Genomic DNA, 15,139 nt, shown 5'->3' with positions numbered 1-15,139 from the left:
GGGTCGTCCAGCGCCGGAGGTGCACCGTGCCCTATCCCACGGACCGTGAACGGGACCGACCCTGGGTGATGCGGACCTACGCCGGTCACTCGTCCGCGGCCGCGTCCAACGAGCTTTACCGACGCAACCTCGCCAAGGGACAGACGGGTCTCTCGGTCGCCTTCGATCTGCCGACGCAGACCGGTTACGACCCGGATCACCAGCTCTCCAAGGGTGAGGTCGGCAAGGTCGGCGTCCCGATCTCGCATCTCGGGGACATGCGGCGCCTGTTCGACGGCATCCCGCTCGCCGAGGCCAACACGTCGATGACGATCAACGCGCCCGCCATGTGGCTGCTGGCGCTCTACGTCTCCGTGGCGCGCGAGCAGGCCGAAGCCGAGGGCCGCGACGTGGACGAGGTGCTGGCCAAGCTCACCGGCACCACCCAGAACGACATCATCAAGGAATACCTCTCCCGCGGCACCTACATCTTCCCGCCGGGCCCGAGCCTCCGCCTGATCACCGACATGATCGCGTGGACGGTGCACCACGTGCCGAAGTGGAACCCGATCAACATCTGCAGCTACCACCTGCAGGAAGCCGGTGCGACGCCGACGCAAGAGGTCGCGTACGCGCTGTGCACCGCCATCGCCGTCCTCGACGCCGTCCGGGATTCCGGCCAGGTCGAAGAGGCCGACATGGCCAAGGTGGTCGCGCGGATCTCCTTCTTCGTCAACGCCGGGGTGCGGTTCGTCGAAGAGATGTCGAAGATGCGCGCCTTCACCGCGCTCTGGGACGAGATCACCCGTGATCGTTACGGCGTAACGGATCCGAAGGCGCGGCGGCTGCGCTACGGCGTCCAGGTCAACTCGCTGGGACTCACCGAGGCTCAGCCGGAGAACAACGTCCAGCGCATCGTGCTGGAAATGCTCGCGGTCTCGCTTTCCCGCGGCGCCAGGGCTCGCGCGATCCAGCTGCCCGCCTGGAACGAGGCGCTCGGCCTGCCCCGGCCGTGGGACCAGCAGTGGGCGTTGCGGATGCAGCAGGTGCTGGCCTTCGAAACTGACCTCCTGGAATACGAGGACATCTTCGACGGCTCGCACGTCATCCAGGCCAAGGTCGACGAGATCATGGCGGGCGCACGGGAGGAGATCGCGCGGGTGCGGGATCTCGGCGGCGCGGTCGCGGCCGTCGAGAGCGGCTACATGAAGTCGCAACTCGTCGCCTCGCTCGCCGAGTACCGGCGCGGTATGGAGAACGGCGAGCGGATCCTGGTCGGGGTCAACAAATTCGACACCACCGAGCCGTCGCCACTGCAGGCCGAAGGTGCCAAGGCGATCGAAACGATCGACCCGGCCGTCGAGAAGCAGGCCGTCAGCGCGATCGAGGAATGGCGGGCGCGCCGCGACAACGCGGCCGTCGAGTCTTCGCTGGAGAAGCTGAAGGCCGTCGCGAAAACTTCGGAGAATCTGTTCGAGGCCACGATCGACTGCGCCCGCGCCGGCGTCACCACCGGTGAATGGTCGGGGGCGCTGCGCGAGGTGTTCGGCGAATACCGCGCTCCCACCGGGGTTTCCGCGTCCGCGGCGGCGGGCGAGGGCAACGAGGAGATCCGCCGCGTGCGTGACCGGGTCAAGGCGACGAGCACCGAGATCGGCGAGCGGCTGCGGATCCTGGTCGGCAAACCCGGTCTCGACGGGCATTCCAACGGCGCCGAGCAGGTGGCCGTGCGGGCGCGTGACGTCGGTTTCGAGGTGGTGTACCAGGGGATCCGGCTCACCCCGGAACAGATCGTCGCGGCCGCCGTCCAGGAGGGCGTGCACGTGGTCGGGCTTTCGGTGCTCTCGGGTTCGCATCTCGAGGTCGTGCCGCAGGTCGTGGACGGGCTGCGAGCCGCGGGCGCGGGCGACATCCCGGTCATCGTCGGCGGCATCATCCCGCCCGACGACGAGAAACTCCTTCTGGAGCGCGGGATCGCGCGGGTCTTCACGCCCAAGGACTACGAACTCACCGACATCATGGACGGAATTGTCGGATTGGTGCGTGAGCGCCACGGTCTGAGCACCTAAAGTCACCGTAAATCTCGGTACCGTAACGGCGGATGGTGAGTGAGCCGCTCACGCTGCCCGGACAAAGGTACCCACCTACGTTTCGATTAAACCGATTGATCGAAACGAGGTGCCGCTATGGTGCACGGCGAGTGGTCGAGGCGGGAGTTCTTCCGGCGGTCCGCGGTCCTGGGGGCGGTGACGATCGGCGGTCCGGTGCTGTTGGCGGCGTGCACGTCGACGTCTTCCGGAGACGCGTTACAGGCGGCCAAGAGCGCGAAGAAGATCAAGATCGGAATCGCGAACGAAGCGCCTTACGGCTTCACCGATCAGAGTGGCAAGGTGACCGGCGAGGCGCCCGAAGTCGCCCGCGCCGTCTTCAAGGCCATGGGTATCGACAACGTCGAAGCCGAAGCGGTCTCCTTCGACCAGCTGATCCCCGCGCTCAACGCCAGGAAGTACGACGTCGTCGCGGCCGGGATGAACATCAAAAAGGAACGGTGCGACGCCGCGGCCTTCTCGATCCCCGACTACTCGGCGCTGACCGCTTTGCTGGTGCCGAAGGGAAACCCGCAGCAGGTCATGAAGTTCGAGGACATCGCCGCGAAGAAGGTCAAGGTCGCCGTGCTCTCGGCCGCTGTCGAGAAGGGCTACGCCATCGATTCCGGTGTCGCCGAAGACCAGATCGTCACGCTCGATTCGCAGGACAACATGCTCCGCGCGGTCACCGACGGCCGGGTCTACTGCGCCGCGCTCACCGACATCTCCCTCAAGGACGTGCTGAGCAAGAGTCCTGGCGCGGCAGCCGAAGTAACCCCCGGCTTCGATCCGATGAAGGACGGCAAGCCGGTGATCTCCGCCGGCGCCTTCGTCTTCCGCAAGGACGACAACCCCTTGCGCGAGGCGTTCAACGCCGAGCTCAAGAAACTGCACGACAGCGGCGAATGGACCAAGATCGTGACGCCGTTCGGTTTCTCGGCGGACAACCTGCCGAAGGCCGACGTCACCACCGAAAAACTCTGCGCGGTGTGACGGGGCTGACGTCATGTCGTCGTCGGTATCGCATATCATCACGACTGTCCTCAGTGGACTTACAGCGACCGTCACCGCCGCGCTCGGCGGTATCGCGCTCACCGTGGTGCTCTCCCTTCTCGCCGGGCTCGCGCTGAGATCGCCGTCCCGGACGGTGCGGGGGATTTCCCGCGGCTACGTCGAGATCTTCCGTGGCACCTCGGAAGTCGTCCAGTTGTTCTGGCTGTACTTCGTGCTTCCGGTACTGGTCGGCCTGCAACTGGTCCCGCTGTTCGCGGGGATCCTGGTGCTGGGGCTCAACCACGGGGCCTACGGCGCGGAAATCGTCCGAGGCGCGGTGAACTCGGTCCCACGCGCGCAGTTCGAAGGCGCCATCGCGCTCAACCTGACCCCCGCCCAGCGGATGCGGCGGGTGATCCTGCCGCAGGCGTTCGCGGAAATGCTGCCGCCGTTCAACAATCTCTTCATCCAGTTGCTGAAGAGCACCGCGCTGCTGTCGTTCATCGGCGTTCCGGAGATGGCGCGCCAAGGTGAATTGCTGCGGCCGGTGTTCAGCGCCGAAATCGGCTGGATCTACGGCACGGAACTCGTGCTCTATCTGCTGCTCGCGCTCATGATCACCAGTGGGATGCGGCTGCTGGAACGGATCGCGGCGCGGCGCCTCGGCCGGGCTCCGGCCAAGATGACGGCCACCGCGGGGGGTGTGTGATGGACTGGAGCTGGGAAGCGGCCTTCGATTCGATTCCGCTGCTGCTGGAAGGACTTCTCGTCACCGTCGAGATCACCCTGCTCGCCTCCGTCGTCGCCTACGCGCTCGGCCTGGTTTTCGCGCTGCTCCGCCGGACGGGGATTCCCGTGCTGTCACAGGCGGTCCGGCTGTTCATCGAGTTCGTCCGCAGCACCCCGTTACTGATCCAGGTGTTCGCGATCTTCTATGTCGTGCCACCGTTGACGGGGTTCACGATGTCGCCGTTCGTCACCGGGGTGGTGGCACTCGGCGTGCATTACGCGACTTACGCCGCCGAGGTCTACCGTGCCGGGATCGAAGCCGTCCCGAAAGGACAGTGGGAGGCCGCGACCGCGCTGAATCTGCCGAGGACGCGCATGTGGACCGCGGTCGTGCTGCCGCAAGCCGTCCCGCGGGTGCTGCCCGCGCTCGGCAACTACACGATCTCGATGTTCAAGGAAACCCCCTTGCTGCTGGCGATCGGCGTCGTCGACGTCCTGGCGAGGGCGAAGGAGGTCGGTGCCGACACGTTCCGTGTCGTCGAGCCCTACACCCTGGCCGGGGTGCTGTTCCTGCTGGTGAGCCTGCCGGCTTCGATTCTGGTGAGAAGGTTGGAGCGACGTGCCGCCCACAGTTGATTCCCCGATGATCCGGTTCTCGCAGGTGGTCAAGTCCTACGGCGACCACGTGGTGCTGCGGGACCTCGATTTCACCGTCGCGCCAGGGGAGTTCGTCTCGCTGATCGGGCCGAGCGGGTCCGGGAAGACGACCATCCTGCGGTTGCTGATGACCTTGGAGCGGGTCGACGGCGGCACCATCGAGGTCTGCGGCGACTACCTCAGTCACATGAAGCGGGGCGAGAAACTGGTGCCCGCCGACGAGAAGTACCTGCGGGCCGTGCGCAAGCGGATCGGCATGGTGTTCCAGCAGTTCAACCTGTTCCCCACCATGAACGTGTTGCGCAACATCACCGAGGCGCCGATCCACTCGCTCGGCGTTCCCCGGGACGAGGCCGAGGCACGAGCCGTCGAACTGCTGGAAATGGTGGGGCTCACGGACAAGAAGGACGCGCACCCCACGCGGCTTTCCGGTGGCCAGCAGCAGCGCGTCGCGATCGCCCGCGCGCTCGCGATGCGGCCGGACGTGCTGCTGCTGGACGAGGTCACCTCGGCGCTGGACCCGGAACTGGTCGCGGACGTCCTGCGCGTACTGCGCGAGATCGCCGCGTCGACCGACATCACGATCCTCTGCGTCACGCACGAAATGCAGTTCGCGCGGGACGTTTCGGATCGGGTGATGATGTTCGACCAGGGGCAGGTGCTGGAGGACGCCACGCCGGAGAAGCTGTTCAACGACCCCGATCACGATCGGACGCGGCGGTTCCTCAAGGCCGTGATCGACCGCGCCTGAGGGAGCCGCGGGAAGGCGTCGGTACGAGCCCTGGACCCGTATCGCCGGACGTTCCGGTCGGTTACCGTCGAAGCATGGCCGAGTACGAGCACATCCTCGTGAAGCGGGACGGCGACACCGTCACCGTCACCATGAACCGCGCCGCGCGGCGAAACTCGCTGTCGGCGGACCACCTCGCCGAACTGCTCGCGGCGTTCCGCGAGACCGGGCAGACCGACGCCACCGGCATCGTCCTGGCCGGCGCCGGGCCGGTGTTCTCCGCGGGACACGACTTCGGCGACGTCGCCGCGCGCGACCTGACGGCCGTGCGCGAGCTGCTGCGGCTGTGCACGGACCTGATGGGGACGATGCAGTCGGTGCCGCAGGTCGTCGTCGCGCGGGTGCACGGCCTCGCGACCGCCGCCGGCTGCCAGCTGGTGGCCTCGTGCGACCTAGCCGTCGCCGCCGAATCCGCCGGGTTCGCCCTGCCGGGTGGCAAGGGCGGCTGGTTCTGCCACACCCCCGCGGTACCGGTGGCTCGCTCGATCGGGCGGAAACGGCTGATGGAACTGGCGCTCACCGGCGACGTCGTCGACGCGGCGACCGCGCTGGACTGGGGCCTGGTGAACCGCGTCGTCCCGGACGACTCGCTGGACGAAGCCGTCGCTTCGCTGTTGGAGCGTGCGACGCGGGGCAGCCGGGCGAGCAAGGCGATGGGGAAGCAGACGCTCTACGCACAGTTGGACCGGCCCGAGGCGGACGCCTACGCGCTGGCGCTGGAAGTGATGGCGTCGGCGTCGCAGCTGCCCGGTGCGCGTGAGGGCATGGCGGCGTTCCTGGAGAAGCGCTCCCCGGTCTGGCCGGATTGAGGCCCCTCAAGTGAGATGAAGGACGCTTTCATAGCAAATTTCGCAATGAAAGCGTCCTTCATCTCACGCGCGTGAGCGGCATCAGGAGCGTTCGCGCAGCAGCAGGAGCGTGTAAGCGGCCAGCGTCTGCGCGTCGGTGATGTCACCCGAAGCGATCATCTTTTCGAACTCGTCGCGATCGAACCACGCCGTACGCATGTCCTGCTCCTCGATCTCGCGCTGGGCTTCACCTTGCGTGAGGTCCGTGGCGAGGAACACGCGACCGCGCTGGCTCGATATCCCGGACGCGAGGTCGGTGTGGCCGAGATCGACCATCGACCCGGCGATCAGGCCGGTCTCCTCGCGCAGTTCGCGAGCGGCGAGTTCGGGCGCCGGGACGTCGGCGCGGTCGGGTGCGGTGCCCATGGGGAACTCCCAGCGCCGCCGGCCCAGCGGGTAGCGGAACTGCTCGACCAGGTGAAATCGGGCGCCGTCGAACGGGATCACCACGGCGCAGGTGGGTTTGTCGACGACGGCGTAGATCCCCTCGGAACCATCGGGCCGCCTGATGGCGTCTTCGCGCACGGTCATCCAGTTGTTCCGGTACACCTCACGCGAGCTGACACGCTGAATGGGGTCCATGCGACCAGTATGGCGACGCTTGTCCTACCCTCGCGGGGTGCGCCTAGTGATCGCTCGTTGCCAGGTCGACTACGCCGGCCGTCTGACCGCCCATCTGCCGATGGCCACGCGGCTGCTGCTCGTGAAGGCCGACGGGTCGGTGTCCGTGCACTCGGACGACCGTGCCTACAAGCCGCTGAACTGGATGAGCCCGCCGTGCTGGCTGATCGAGGACGGCAAGCTGTGGATCGTCGAGAACAAGCAGGGGGAGAAGCTCGTCATCACGATCGACGAGATCTTCCACGACCACGCCCAGGAACTCGGCGCGGAGCCGGGGCTGCAGAAGGACGGCGTCGAGGCGCACCTGCAGGAACTGCTCGCCGAGCACATCAAGACCCTCGGTGAGGGCTACACGCTGGTCCGGCGGGAGTTCCCGACCGCGATCGGGCCGGTCGACATCATGGCGCGTGACGCCGACGGCGCCAGCGTCGCCGTGGAGATCAAGCGACGCGGAGAGATCGACGGTGTCGAGCAGCTGACGCGGTACCTCGAACTGCTCAACCGCGACCCGCTGCTGGCGCCGGTGCAGGGCGTCTTCGCGGCGCAGATCATCAAGCCCCAGGCGCGAGTGCTGGCCGAGGACCGGGGGATCCGGTGCCTCACGCTGGACTACGACGCGCTGCGCGGTATCGAGTCGGACGAGTTCCGCCTCTTCTGACGCCCCCGACCGTCGCATTTAGTCCTCTGGATGCGGTAGTTGCGCGCGCAAGTACCGCATCCAGAGGACTAAATGCGTGGCGTGCGGAGCGTTGAAAGGCCGATATCCAATCGAGTCCTTGAATCGGTATCTGCATTCTTTCCGGTGCCTCGGAATGCCCGAAACGGCGCGGGAAATTAACGAACTCGAATCGGCTCGCAAAAGAACCAGCTATTTCTGAGTCATTCGGGTGAACCCCGGAATCCTCGGTCTCGCGCTGTGTCACACTCGATTTCCGCGAGGGGAACCGCCGAAAACTCGGTGGTCGCGGGTGCAGGGGTGATGGACATGGCTGATTCCGGCAAGCGCGTCGATCTGGTGCTGGAAGGCGGCGGCGTCAAAGGCATCGGGTTGCTGGGCGCGGTGCTCGAGTTGCACGAAGCCGGCTACTCGTTCCCCCGGATCGCCGGGACGAGCGCGGGCGCGATCGTCGCGACCCTGGTCGCCGCTTATCAGAAAGCCGGGAAGGATCTCGGCGAACTCGAAGCGGTGATGAACGACATGGACTGCCGCCGCTTCCAGGATCAGTCCCTGCTCGACAAGGTCACCGGCCCGATCGACGACGGCGTCGATCTGGTCCTGCACGAGGGGATGCACACCGGTGACTATCTCGCCGAATGGCTCACGCCGTTGCTGGACGACGCCGGCGTGCGCACTTTCGGCGATCTCGCCATCGACGATCCCGAAGGTACTTTGCTTTCGTACCAACGGTATTCCCTCGTCGTCCACGTCAGCGACCTGACCCGCCGCGTGCTCGTGCGGTTGCCTTGGGATTATTCTCAGTACGGCCGCGATCCCGGCGCGGAAAAGATCGTCGACGCCGTCCGCGCCTCGATGTCCATTCCGTTCTACTTCCGGCCGGTGCACTTCGACGTCCGCCCCGGGGGCGCGGTCACCTGGGTCGACGGCGGCCTGCTGTCGAACTTCCCGATCACCGTCTTCGACCGGACCGACTCGAAGCCCGCGCGCTGGCCGACCTGGGGCGTGAAGCTTTCCGGGGAACCGGTCGGCGGCCGGGACAAACCGGTGAAGAGTGCGTTGCGGATCGCCATCAGTTCACTCGAAACCCTGATGTCGGACTGGAATCGTTACCGCTTGCACGAGGAAGGTGTGAACCGGCGGACGGTGTACGTCGATACGACCGGTGTTTCCGCCGTCGACTTCGGGCTCGGCGAAGAGGAGAAGAAGCGCCTCTTCGAAAGCGGGCGGGAGGCCGCGCGGCGGTTTCTGGAAAAGATCGTGCCGCAATGAACTCGCCGGCGCCATTCCGGTGGGATGAGGGATAGGAGGATCCCATGCGTTATCGCCCGATCGGCAGCGAACCGGCGGATGATCGCCTCGGCCGGTTCATCCCGGACGACTGGCGTCACGTCGAGCGCTATCCGCTGACCGCGCTGGCCACCGAGGACCGGCCCACCCGGTCACCGGTCGTCATCGGTGTCAACTGGTACAAGGAATTCGACGTCCCGGAAAAGGACGAGAAGTCCGGCGAGTTCTTCGTCGCGAAGGGCGGCGCGAAATCGCTCACCCGGATCCGCGGCGGGCACTGCGTCTGCCTCGAACCCGGCGAATCGACCGACGGCGAGACCCAGTACGCCTTCTACGACCAGGGCAGAGAGGGTGCCTGCGTCGGCTTCGGCTGGTCGCGCTGCATGACGATGTTCAACAACGAGCTCTACGCCGCGCGCTGGCTGTGGGATCAGGCGAAGATGCGCGACGAATGGGACGAGACCAACCCCGGTGACAACAACGGCACCTCGTGCCGCGCCGCCGCCGAGGTCCTTCTCGAACTGGGTCATGTCCCGTGGTCGGAGACCTACGCCGACGACGACCACGTCAAGCGGGCCGCCTACACGCCCGACGTGAAGAACGGCATCCAGGCCTTCCGCTGGGCGAAGACCGTCGACGAGGTGCACGAGGTACTGGGCAACCCGCGCGCCGACGAACTCGGCGCGGTCCCGTTCCTCAACTCGTGGGGCTCGAGCTACCCGCACCGCACGTACCTGCCGGACGACGTCCTCGCCCGGTTGATCAAGGAGGACGGCGAAGTCGGCCTGCCGACGGACCGGTAAACCCCCACCGGTCGCGGGAAGGGCCGTTCCAGGCGGAAGCCGGAGCGGCCCTTTCTTGCTCCGCAGGACAGGAATTGTCAAAAAGCTGCCCGTTCGGACACTTCCGGCCCGACCTCGCCCACCCGCGCTGCCGTTGCTGAATCCATGCAGTATGGTCCGCGATTGACGCGTTACCGGCGTTTCTCGTGGACATTTTCACTATGGAGGTGGGTCGGTTGCACGTGCTGGCCGATGCGAACCTGCGGCTGGACGCAAGTCCTATCGACTACGTCCTGCTCGCCTTCTATTTCGCACTGGTACTCGGCATCGGGTACATGGCGCGAAGGTCGGTTTCGAGCAGCCTGGACTTCTTCCTCTCCGGCCGCTCACTGCCCGCTTGGGTCACCGGCCTCGCCTTCATCTCGGCGAACCTCGGTGCGGTCGAGATCATGGGCATGTCGGCCAACGGCGTGCTCTACGGCCTGCCGACCGTCCATTACTTCTGGATCGGCGCGATCCCGGCGATGCTGTTCCTCGGCATCGTGATGATGCCGTTCTATTACGGCTCGAAGGTCCGTAGTGTCCCCGAGTTCATGCTCCGCCGGTTCGGCAAACCCGCGCACCTGGTCAACGGCATCAGCTTCGCGAGCGCGCAGATCCTCATCGCGGGCGCGAACCTGTTCCTGCTCGCGAGCGTGGTGAATCTCCTGCTCGGCTGGCCGCTGTGGGTGTCGATCATCGTCGCGGCCGCGGTCGTGCTCTCCTACACCGCGCTCGGCGGCCTGTCCGCCGCGATCTACAACGAGGTCCTGCAGTTCTTCGTGATCGTCGCGGCGCTGCTGCCGCTGACCATCGTCGGCCTGGTGAAGGTCGGCGGCTGGCAGGGCCTGGTCGACAAGGTCACCGCGAGCCCCGGCGGCGAGGCGCAGCTCCACTCGTGGCCCGGTGACAACCTCACCGGCTTCGGCAACAGCTTCCTTTCAATCCTCGGTCTCGTGTTCGGCCTCGGTTTCGTGCTGTCCTTCGGCTACTGGACGACGAACTTCGTCGAGGTCCAGCGCGCCATGGCGTCGAAGAGCATGTCGGCCGCGCGGCGGACGCCGATCATCGGCGCGTTCCCGAAGATGCTGGTGCCGTTCATCGTGATCATCCCCGGCATGATCGCCGCGGTCACCGTGTCCGAGTACGTCCAGGACAAGCAGGTCCTGCTCGAAGGCGGCGACGCGCCCAGCGGGGTCACCGCGAACAACGCGATCCTGCTGCTGATGCGCGACCTGCTGCCCAACGGCATGCTCGGGGTCGCGCTCGCCGGTCTGCTCGCGTCCTTCATGGCCGGTATGGCCGCGAACCTGAGTTCCTTCAACACCGTGTTCACCTACGACATCTGGCAGTCGTACGTGAAGAAGAACGAGTCGGACGGCTATTACCTCCGCCTCGGCCGCATGGTCACCGCGATCGGCACCGTGCTCGCGATCGGCACCGCGTTCATCGCGTCGAATTCCGGGAACATCCTGACCTATCTGCAGGACCTGTTCTCCTTCTTCAACGCGCCGCTGTTCGCCACCTTCATCCTCGGCATGTTCTGGAAGCGGATGACGCCGACGGCGGGCTGGGTCGGCCTGGTGTCCGGTACCGCGTCCGCGATCACCGTGTGGCTGCTGTCGCAGGCCGGGGTCCTCGGGCTCACCGGGCAGGGCATCAGCTTCGTGGCGGCCGGTACGGCGTTCGTCGTCGACATCGCGGTCAGCGTCGGTGTCTCGCTCGCGACCACGCCGAAGCCGGAAGCCCAGCTGGTCGGCCTCGTCTACTCCCTCACGCCGAAGGAGTCGCTGAAGCACGACGAAACCGGCGACGACGCGGGCTGGTACCGCAAGCCGGGCCTGCTCGCCGGCATCGTGCTGATCCTGACCATCGCGCTCAACATCATCTTCTAGGAGGCCGGAGATGGCTGCTTCCCAAGCTCCCAAGAAGGCCGGCGTCTTCGACATCCGGCTGATCATCGCCCTGCTCATCGGCGGCTACGGCCTGGTGCTCACGATCATGGGCATTTGGTTCACCACCGCCGAGGAGTTGGCCAAGGCCGCCGACGTCAACATCAACCTGTGGGCGGGCATCGGCATGCTGGTGGCCGCGGCCCTGTTCATGCTGTGGGCGAAGCTGCGGCCCATCGTGGTGCCGTCCACCCCGGAAACCGGCGAGGTCGGCGAATAGCCGGGTTGTCCGGACAGCGGCGAGGCGGTCCGGCTACCGTGCACGTCGTGCTGCTCAACGCTCGACGTCGCCGGATCGCGTCCGCGCTGGCCCTGGTCGCCGTGCTCGGCGCGCTGCCTGCCTGCGGACAGAACCTCGGCAAGTCCAACTTCGCCCGTACCACCGTCGCCGTCGAAGCCGGTTCCGGCGGTGACGTGCCGAGCGGGGACATCAACGATCCGGCGGTCACCCCCGCCGTGATGCGCACGATCGACCCGTGCCCGCTGGTGGGCAAGGAGGCCTTGAGCAGCCTCGGCACGCCGGAGGACCCGCGGCCGTCGTCGACCTCGTTCGGCTCGTGCCGGACGAGGGTGACCGACGCCGGTGGCAAGCAGCTCTCGGTCGGCGTCGAGATCGGCGCGTCGACCTATGTCTCCAGCCAAGGCGTGACGGTGACGACGGTCGAGGGCCTTCCGCAGGTGGAGCGGAAGAGCAAGGACGGCAAGAGCTGCGACGTCGGCATCATGACGCTGCGCAAGCCGGAGCGCGGGGTCGGCATCTCGGTCACCTACGACGGCGGCGACCCGTGCGCGGCCGCTCGCGCCGTGGCCGCGAAGGCCGTGAAGAGCCTGCACTCGTCGCCCGCGAAGTATCCCTCCAGCCCGGGCACGTTGACGGCCGTCGATCCGTGCACCGCCGCCGACCCCGCCGTGCTCGGTGAAGTCGTGCCGCATGGCGCCACCATGCTGACCAGCTTCCACAGCTGCGACTGGACCCCGGGCTCCAACCCGCGGATCTCCATCGGTTTCCGCACCGGCCTGCCGCCCGAGGAGCGCGACGGGACCAAGAAGGTCGAGATCGACGGCGTCGCCGTCTACCAGAAGGTCGGCAGCGGCAGCAGCGCCGAGTGCAAGATCGAGTGGCAGCACAAGGCGTGGGTCGACGAAGATGTCGAGATCGTCGGCGTGATCTACAAGAACTACGACGAGAAGAAGGACGAAGCGGCCTCCTGCGAGAAGGCCGCCAAGGTCGCCAAATCGGTGCTTTCCAAGCTGCCGAAGCCCTAGCCGGGGGCCTGACCCTGGCGGCATCCGGCCGCGGGCGGTAGGAAGGGGACACCTCACCCGCCGACGTGTCGGAGGCCACCTTGAAGAAGATCATCAACGACCCGAAGACGGTGGTCGCGGAATCCTTGCGCGGACTCGCCGCGGCGCACGCGGACGTCCTGCGCGTGGAGGACGATCCCGCGATCGTGGTGCGGGTGGACGCACCCGTGGCGGGCAGGGTCGCGGTGATCTCGGGCGGCGGTTCCGGGCACGAACCCCTGCACGGCGGCTTCGTCGGGCACGGCATGCTGACGGCCGCCGTGCCCGGCGCGGTGTTCACCTCGCCGACGCCGGACGCGGTCGAGGCCGCGGTCAAGGCCACCACCGGGGACGCGGGCGCCCTGCTGATCGTGAAGAACTACACCGGGGACGTGCTCAACTTCGAGACCGCCGCGGAACTCGCCGCCGCCGAGGGGCTGGACGTGCGCAGCGTGGTCATCGACGACGACGTCGCGGTCAAGGACTCGACCTACACCGCCGGCCGCCGCGGTGTCGGCGGCACGGTGCTGCTGGAGAAGATCACCGGCGCCGCCGCCGAACGCGGCGACTCGCTCGACGCGGTGGAGGCCTTGGCGCGCAAGGTGATCGGCCAGGTCCGCTCGATCGGTGCCGCGCTCACCGCGCCGACCGTGCCGCACGCGGCCGAGCCGAGTTTCGACCTCGCCGAAGACGAGATCGAGTTCGGCATCGGGATCCACGGCGAACCCGGTATCGAGCGGACGGCCGTGGTGACGGCCGACGAACTCGTCGCGCGCATGGTCGAAGCGGTGGTGACGGATCTGCCGTTCGCCGAGGGCGACAAGGTCCTGCTGTTCACGAACTCGATGGGTGGCACGCCGCTGGTCGAGCTGTATCTGGCGCACGGCATCGCCGAGCGGCTGCTGGCCGAGCGTGGGATCGTGGTCGAACGGCGCCTGGTGGGGCCGTACATCACCAGTCTCGAGATGCAGGGGATGAGCCTGACTTTGCTGAAACTGGACGACGAGCTGACCGAGTTGTGGGACGCGCCGGTGAACACCCCGGCACTGAGGTGGGGAGTCTGAGATGAGGGGTGCACAAGGTGAGACCTGCACCGCCGAGACGCTCGCCGCCGCCTTGCGGGCGGCGGCCGCGGTGATCGCCGAGCATCGTGTCGAGCTGATCGACCTCGACCGTGCCATCGGTGACGCCGACCACGGCGAGAACATGGACCGGGGGTTCACCGCGATCGTGTCCGCTTTGGACACCGCGACACCCGAAACCCCGGCCGCGGTCGCGAAACTCGCCGCCACGACGTTGATCTCGAAGGTCGGTGGGGCCGCGGGCCCGCTGTACGGCACGGCTTTTCTGCGCGCGTCGGCCAAGCTGGGTGACGCGGCCGAAGTGGACGGCCGGCTGCTCGTCGAGGCGCTGCGCGCGGCGCTCGAAGGAGTGCAGGCGCGTGGCAAGGCCGTCGGGGGCGACGCGACCATGGTCGACGCGCTGATTCCCGCCGTGTCCGCCGCCGAGGAGGCCGGGGATGCGGAGATCGCGACGATCCTGACCGCGGCGGCCGACGCCGCCGACAAGGGCGCGGAGTCCACTGTGGACCTCGTGCCGCGTAAGGGACGCGCGTCCTACCTCGGCGAGCGCGCGAAGGGGCATATGGATCCCGGCGCCCGCTCGACGGCGCTGCTGCTGCGTGCCTTCGCGGAGGCCGCCAAGTGAGCGTCGGAATCGTGCTGGTCTCCCACAGCGCCAAACTCGCCGAAGGGCTCGCGGAACTCGCCGCGCAGATGGCGCCGGACGTCACCATCACGGCGGCGGGCGGGCTGGCCGAAGGCGGGATCGGGACGGATTACGACGAGGTCGTCGCGGCGACGCAGCGCGCCGACTCGGGTGCGGGCGTCGTCCTGCTCTACGACCTCGGCAGTGCGCAGATGACCGCGGAACTGGCGGTCGAATCGCTCGCCGACCCCTCGGCGGCGGTCGTCGTGGACGCGCCGCTCGTCGAGGGCGCGATCGCGGCCGCCGTCGCGGCCCAGGGCGGCGCGGACCGCAAGGCCGTCGCCGAAGCCGCCGCGTCGGCCGGAGCCCCGCCGGATCTGGCGTTCGACAGCGGGGCGCAGGACGGCGAGCGCAGTGTCGAACTCACGCTGCGGAACGACGTCGGGCTGCACGCGCGGCCCGCCGCGGTACTGGTCCGGAGCATCGCGGGGCTGGACGCCGAGGTCACCGTGCGGCTCGGCGAGGAGACCGCGGACGCCAACAGTGTGCTCGCGTTGATGGCCCTCGGCGCACGTCAGGGCGACCGGATCGAGGTCCGCGCGCGGGGAGCGCAGGCCGAAGAAGCGCTCGCCAAGGTCAAAGACCTCGTCGACCAGAACTTCGGCGAGTGAGCTGAGGGTCTCGTGCGGTGGGGGAAAGCCTCCG

At 67.4% G+C, this 15,139-nt stretch carries 16 protein-coding genes; 15 read left to right on the top strand and 1 reads right to left on the bottom strand.

What is annotated here, in order from left to right; all coding sequences use genetic code 11:
* Nucleotides 1–26 precede the first annotated feature (26 nt).
* The 6 genes from AVL48_RS20445 to AVL48_RS20420 all read left to right on the top strand — a co-directional run bounded on the left by AVL48_RS20445 (nucleotide 27) and on the right by AVL48_RS20420 (nucleotide 6,044).
* Complete coding sequence (locus AVL48_RS20445; protein ID WP_074038197.1) at nucleotides 27–2,048, top strand: protein meaA; 2,022 nt, start codon at nucleotides 27–29, stop codon at nucleotides 2,046–2,048.
* 117 nt (nucleotides 2,049–2,165) lie between these two features.
* Complete coding sequence (ehuB, locus tag AVL48_RS20440) at nucleotides 2,166–3,059, top strand: ectoine/hydroxyectoine ABC transporter substrate-binding protein EhuB (protein ID WP_061982269.1); 894 nt, start codon at nucleotides 2,166–2,168, stop codon at nucleotides 3,057–3,059.
* Nucleotides 3,060–3,072: 13 nt separating this feature from the next.
* Nucleotides 3,073–3,768 (top strand): ectoine/hydroxyectoine ABC transporter permease subunit EhuC, encoded by a 696-nt coding sequence (gene ehuC, locus AVL48_RS20435; protein ID WP_061982268.1) that lies wholly within the window; start codon nucleotides 3,073–3,075, stop codon nucleotides 3,766–3,768.
* Complete coding sequence (ehuD, locus tag AVL48_RS20430; protein ID WP_061982267.1) at nucleotides 3,768–4,424, top strand: ectoine/hydroxyectoine ABC transporter permease subunit EhuD; 657 nt, start codon at nucleotides 3,768–3,770, stop codon at nucleotides 4,422–4,424. The genes ehuC and ehuD overlap by 1 nt, the downstream gene beginning before the upstream one ends.
* A gap of 7 nt (nucleotides 4,425–4,431) precedes the next feature.
* On the top strand, nucleotides 4,432–5,196 hold the full coding sequence (gene ehuA / locus AVL48_RS20425; RefSeq protein ID WP_061982266.1) for an ectoine/hydroxyectoine ABC transporter ATP-binding protein EhuA: 765 nt from the start codon (nucleotides 4,432–4,434) through the stop codon (nucleotides 5,194–5,196).
* 74 nt (nucleotides 5,197–5,270) lie between these two features.
* A complete protein-coding gene (locus AVL48_RS20420) occupies nucleotides 5,271–6,044 on the top strand; it encodes an enoyl-CoA hydratase-related protein (protein WP_061982265.1) in 774 nt (257 codons plus the stop codon).
* 81 nt (nucleotides 6,045–6,125) lie between these two features.
* Here the strand turns inward: AVL48_RS20420 and AVL48_RS20415 are convergent, their stop codons facing one another.
* Nucleotides 6,126–6,665: an NUDIX domain-containing protein gene (locus tag AVL48_RS20415; RefSeq protein ID WP_061982264.1), complete on the bottom strand. Its 540-nt coding sequence runs from the start codon at nucleotides 6,663–6,665 to the stop codon at nucleotides 6,126–6,128.
* Between the two features lie 37 nt (nucleotides 6,666–6,702).
* Here AVL48_RS20415 and nucS point away from each other — a divergent pair, with 37 nt between their 5' ends.
* The 9 genes from nucS (at nucleotide 6,703) to dhaM (ending at nucleotide 15,105) form a co-directional block, all read left to right on the top strand.
* A complete protein-coding gene (gene nucS, locus AVL48_RS20410) occupies nucleotides 6,703–7,362 on the top strand; it encodes an endonuclease NucS (RefSeq protein WP_044852472.1) in 660 nt (219 codons plus the stop codon).
* Between the two features lie 327 nt (nucleotides 7,363–7,689).
* A complete protein-coding gene (locus AVL48_RS20405; RefSeq protein WP_061982402.1) occupies nucleotides 7,690–8,652 on the top strand; it encodes a patatin-like phospholipase family protein in 963 nt (320 codons plus the stop codon).
* 44 nt (nucleotides 8,653–8,696) lie between these two features.
* Nucleotides 8,697–9,473 carry a hypothetical protein gene (locus AVL48_RS20400; RefSeq protein ID WP_061982263.1) on the top strand — a complete coding sequence of 259 codons (777 nt, stop codon included), beginning with the start codon at nucleotides 8,697–8,699 and terminating at the stop codon, nucleotides 9,471–9,473.
* 215 nt (nucleotides 9,474–9,688) lie between these two features.
* Nucleotides 9,689–11,386: a sodium:solute symporter family protein gene (locus tag AVL48_RS20395; RefSeq protein WP_061982401.1), complete on the top strand. Its 1,698-nt coding sequence runs from the start codon at nucleotides 9,689–9,691 to the stop codon at nucleotides 11,384–11,386.
* A 10-nt stretch (nucleotides 11,387–11,396) separates the two neighbouring features.
* Nucleotides 11,397–11,663: a hypothetical protein gene (locus AVL48_RS20390; protein ID WP_061982262.1), complete on the top strand. Its 267-nt coding sequence runs from the start codon at nucleotides 11,397–11,399 to the stop codon at nucleotides 11,661–11,663.
* A gap of 47 nt (nucleotides 11,664–11,710) precedes the next feature.
* Complete coding sequence (locus AVL48_RS20385; protein WP_244162482.1) at nucleotides 11,711–12,709, top strand: DUF3558 domain-containing protein; 999 nt, start codon at nucleotides 11,711–11,713, stop codon at nucleotides 12,707–12,709.
* Between the two features lie 80 nt (nucleotides 12,710–12,789).
* Complete coding sequence (gene dhaK / locus AVL48_RS20380) at nucleotides 12,790–13,791, top strand: dihydroxyacetone kinase subunit DhaK (protein WP_061982400.1); 1,002 nt, start codon at nucleotides 12,790–12,792, stop codon at nucleotides 13,789–13,791.
* A 1-nt stretch (nucleotide 13,792) separates the two neighbouring features.
* Nucleotides 13,793–14,434 (top strand): dihydroxyacetone kinase subunit DhaL, encoded by a 642-nt coding sequence (dhaL, locus tag AVL48_RS20375; protein ID WP_061982260.1) that lies wholly within the window; start codon nucleotides 13,793–13,795, stop codon nucleotides 14,432–14,434.
* Nucleotides 14,431–15,105, top strand: coding sequence for a dihydroxyacetone kinase phosphoryl donor subunit DhaM (dhaM, locus tag AVL48_RS20370; RefSeq protein WP_061982259.1), 675 nt, complete (start codon nucleotides 14,431–14,433; stop codon nucleotides 15,103–15,105). The genes dhaL and dhaM overlap by 4 nt, the downstream gene beginning before the upstream one ends.
* The last annotated feature ends 34 nt before the right edge of the window (nucleotides 15,106–15,139 follow it).

The sequence above is a fragment of the Amycolatopsis regifaucium genome (genome assembly GCF_001613935.1).
GTDB lineage: Bacteria > Actinomycetota > Actinomycetes > Mycobacteriales > Pseudonocardiaceae > Amycolatopsis > Amycolatopsis regifaucium.
The sequence above is the reverse complement of the archived record's forward strand: the minus strand, read 5'-3'. Positions and strand labels throughout refer to the sequence as shown.

Bases quoted from the DNA above. Each gene is read 5' to 3' on its own strand.
- ehuB (WP_061982269.1), top strand. From the start codon at position 2,166: ATGGTGCACGGCGAGTGGTCGAGGCGGGAGTTCTTCCGGCGGTCCGCG.
- ehuC (WP_061982268.1), top strand. From the start codon at position 3,073: ATGTCGTCGTCGGTATCGCATATCATCACGACTGTCCTCAGTGGACTT.
- ehuD (WP_061982267.1), top strand. From the start codon at position 3,768: ATGGACTGGAGCTGGGAAGCGGCCTTCGATTCGATTCCGCTGCTGCTG.
- ehuA (WP_061982266.1), top strand. From the start codon at position 4,432: ATGATCCGGTTCTCGCAGGTGGTCAAGTCCTACGGCGACCACGTGGTG.
- AVL48_RS20420 (WP_061982265.1), top strand. From the start codon at position 5,271: ATGGCCGAGTACGAGCACATCCTCGTGAAGCGGGACGGCGACACCGTC.
- AVL48_RS20415 (WP_061982264.1), bottom strand. From the start codon at position 6,665: ATGGACCCCATTCAGCGTGTCAGCTCGCGTGAGGTGTACCGGAACAAC.
- AVL48_RS20405 (WP_061982402.1), top strand. From the start codon at position 7,690: ATGGCTGATTCCGGCAAGCGCGTCGATCTGGTGCTGGAAGGCGGCGGC.
- AVL48_RS20400 (WP_061982263.1), top strand. From the start codon at position 8,697: ATGCGTTATCGCCCGATCGGCAGCGAACCGGCGGATGATCGCCTCGGC.
- AVL48_RS20390 (WP_061982262.1), top strand. From the start codon at position 11,397: ATGGCTGCTTCCCAAGCTCCCAAGAAGGCCGGCGTCTTCGACATCCGG.
- dhaL (WP_061982260.1), top strand. From the start codon at position 13,793: ATGAGGGGTGCACAAGGTGAGACCTGCACCGCCGAGACGCTCGCCGCC.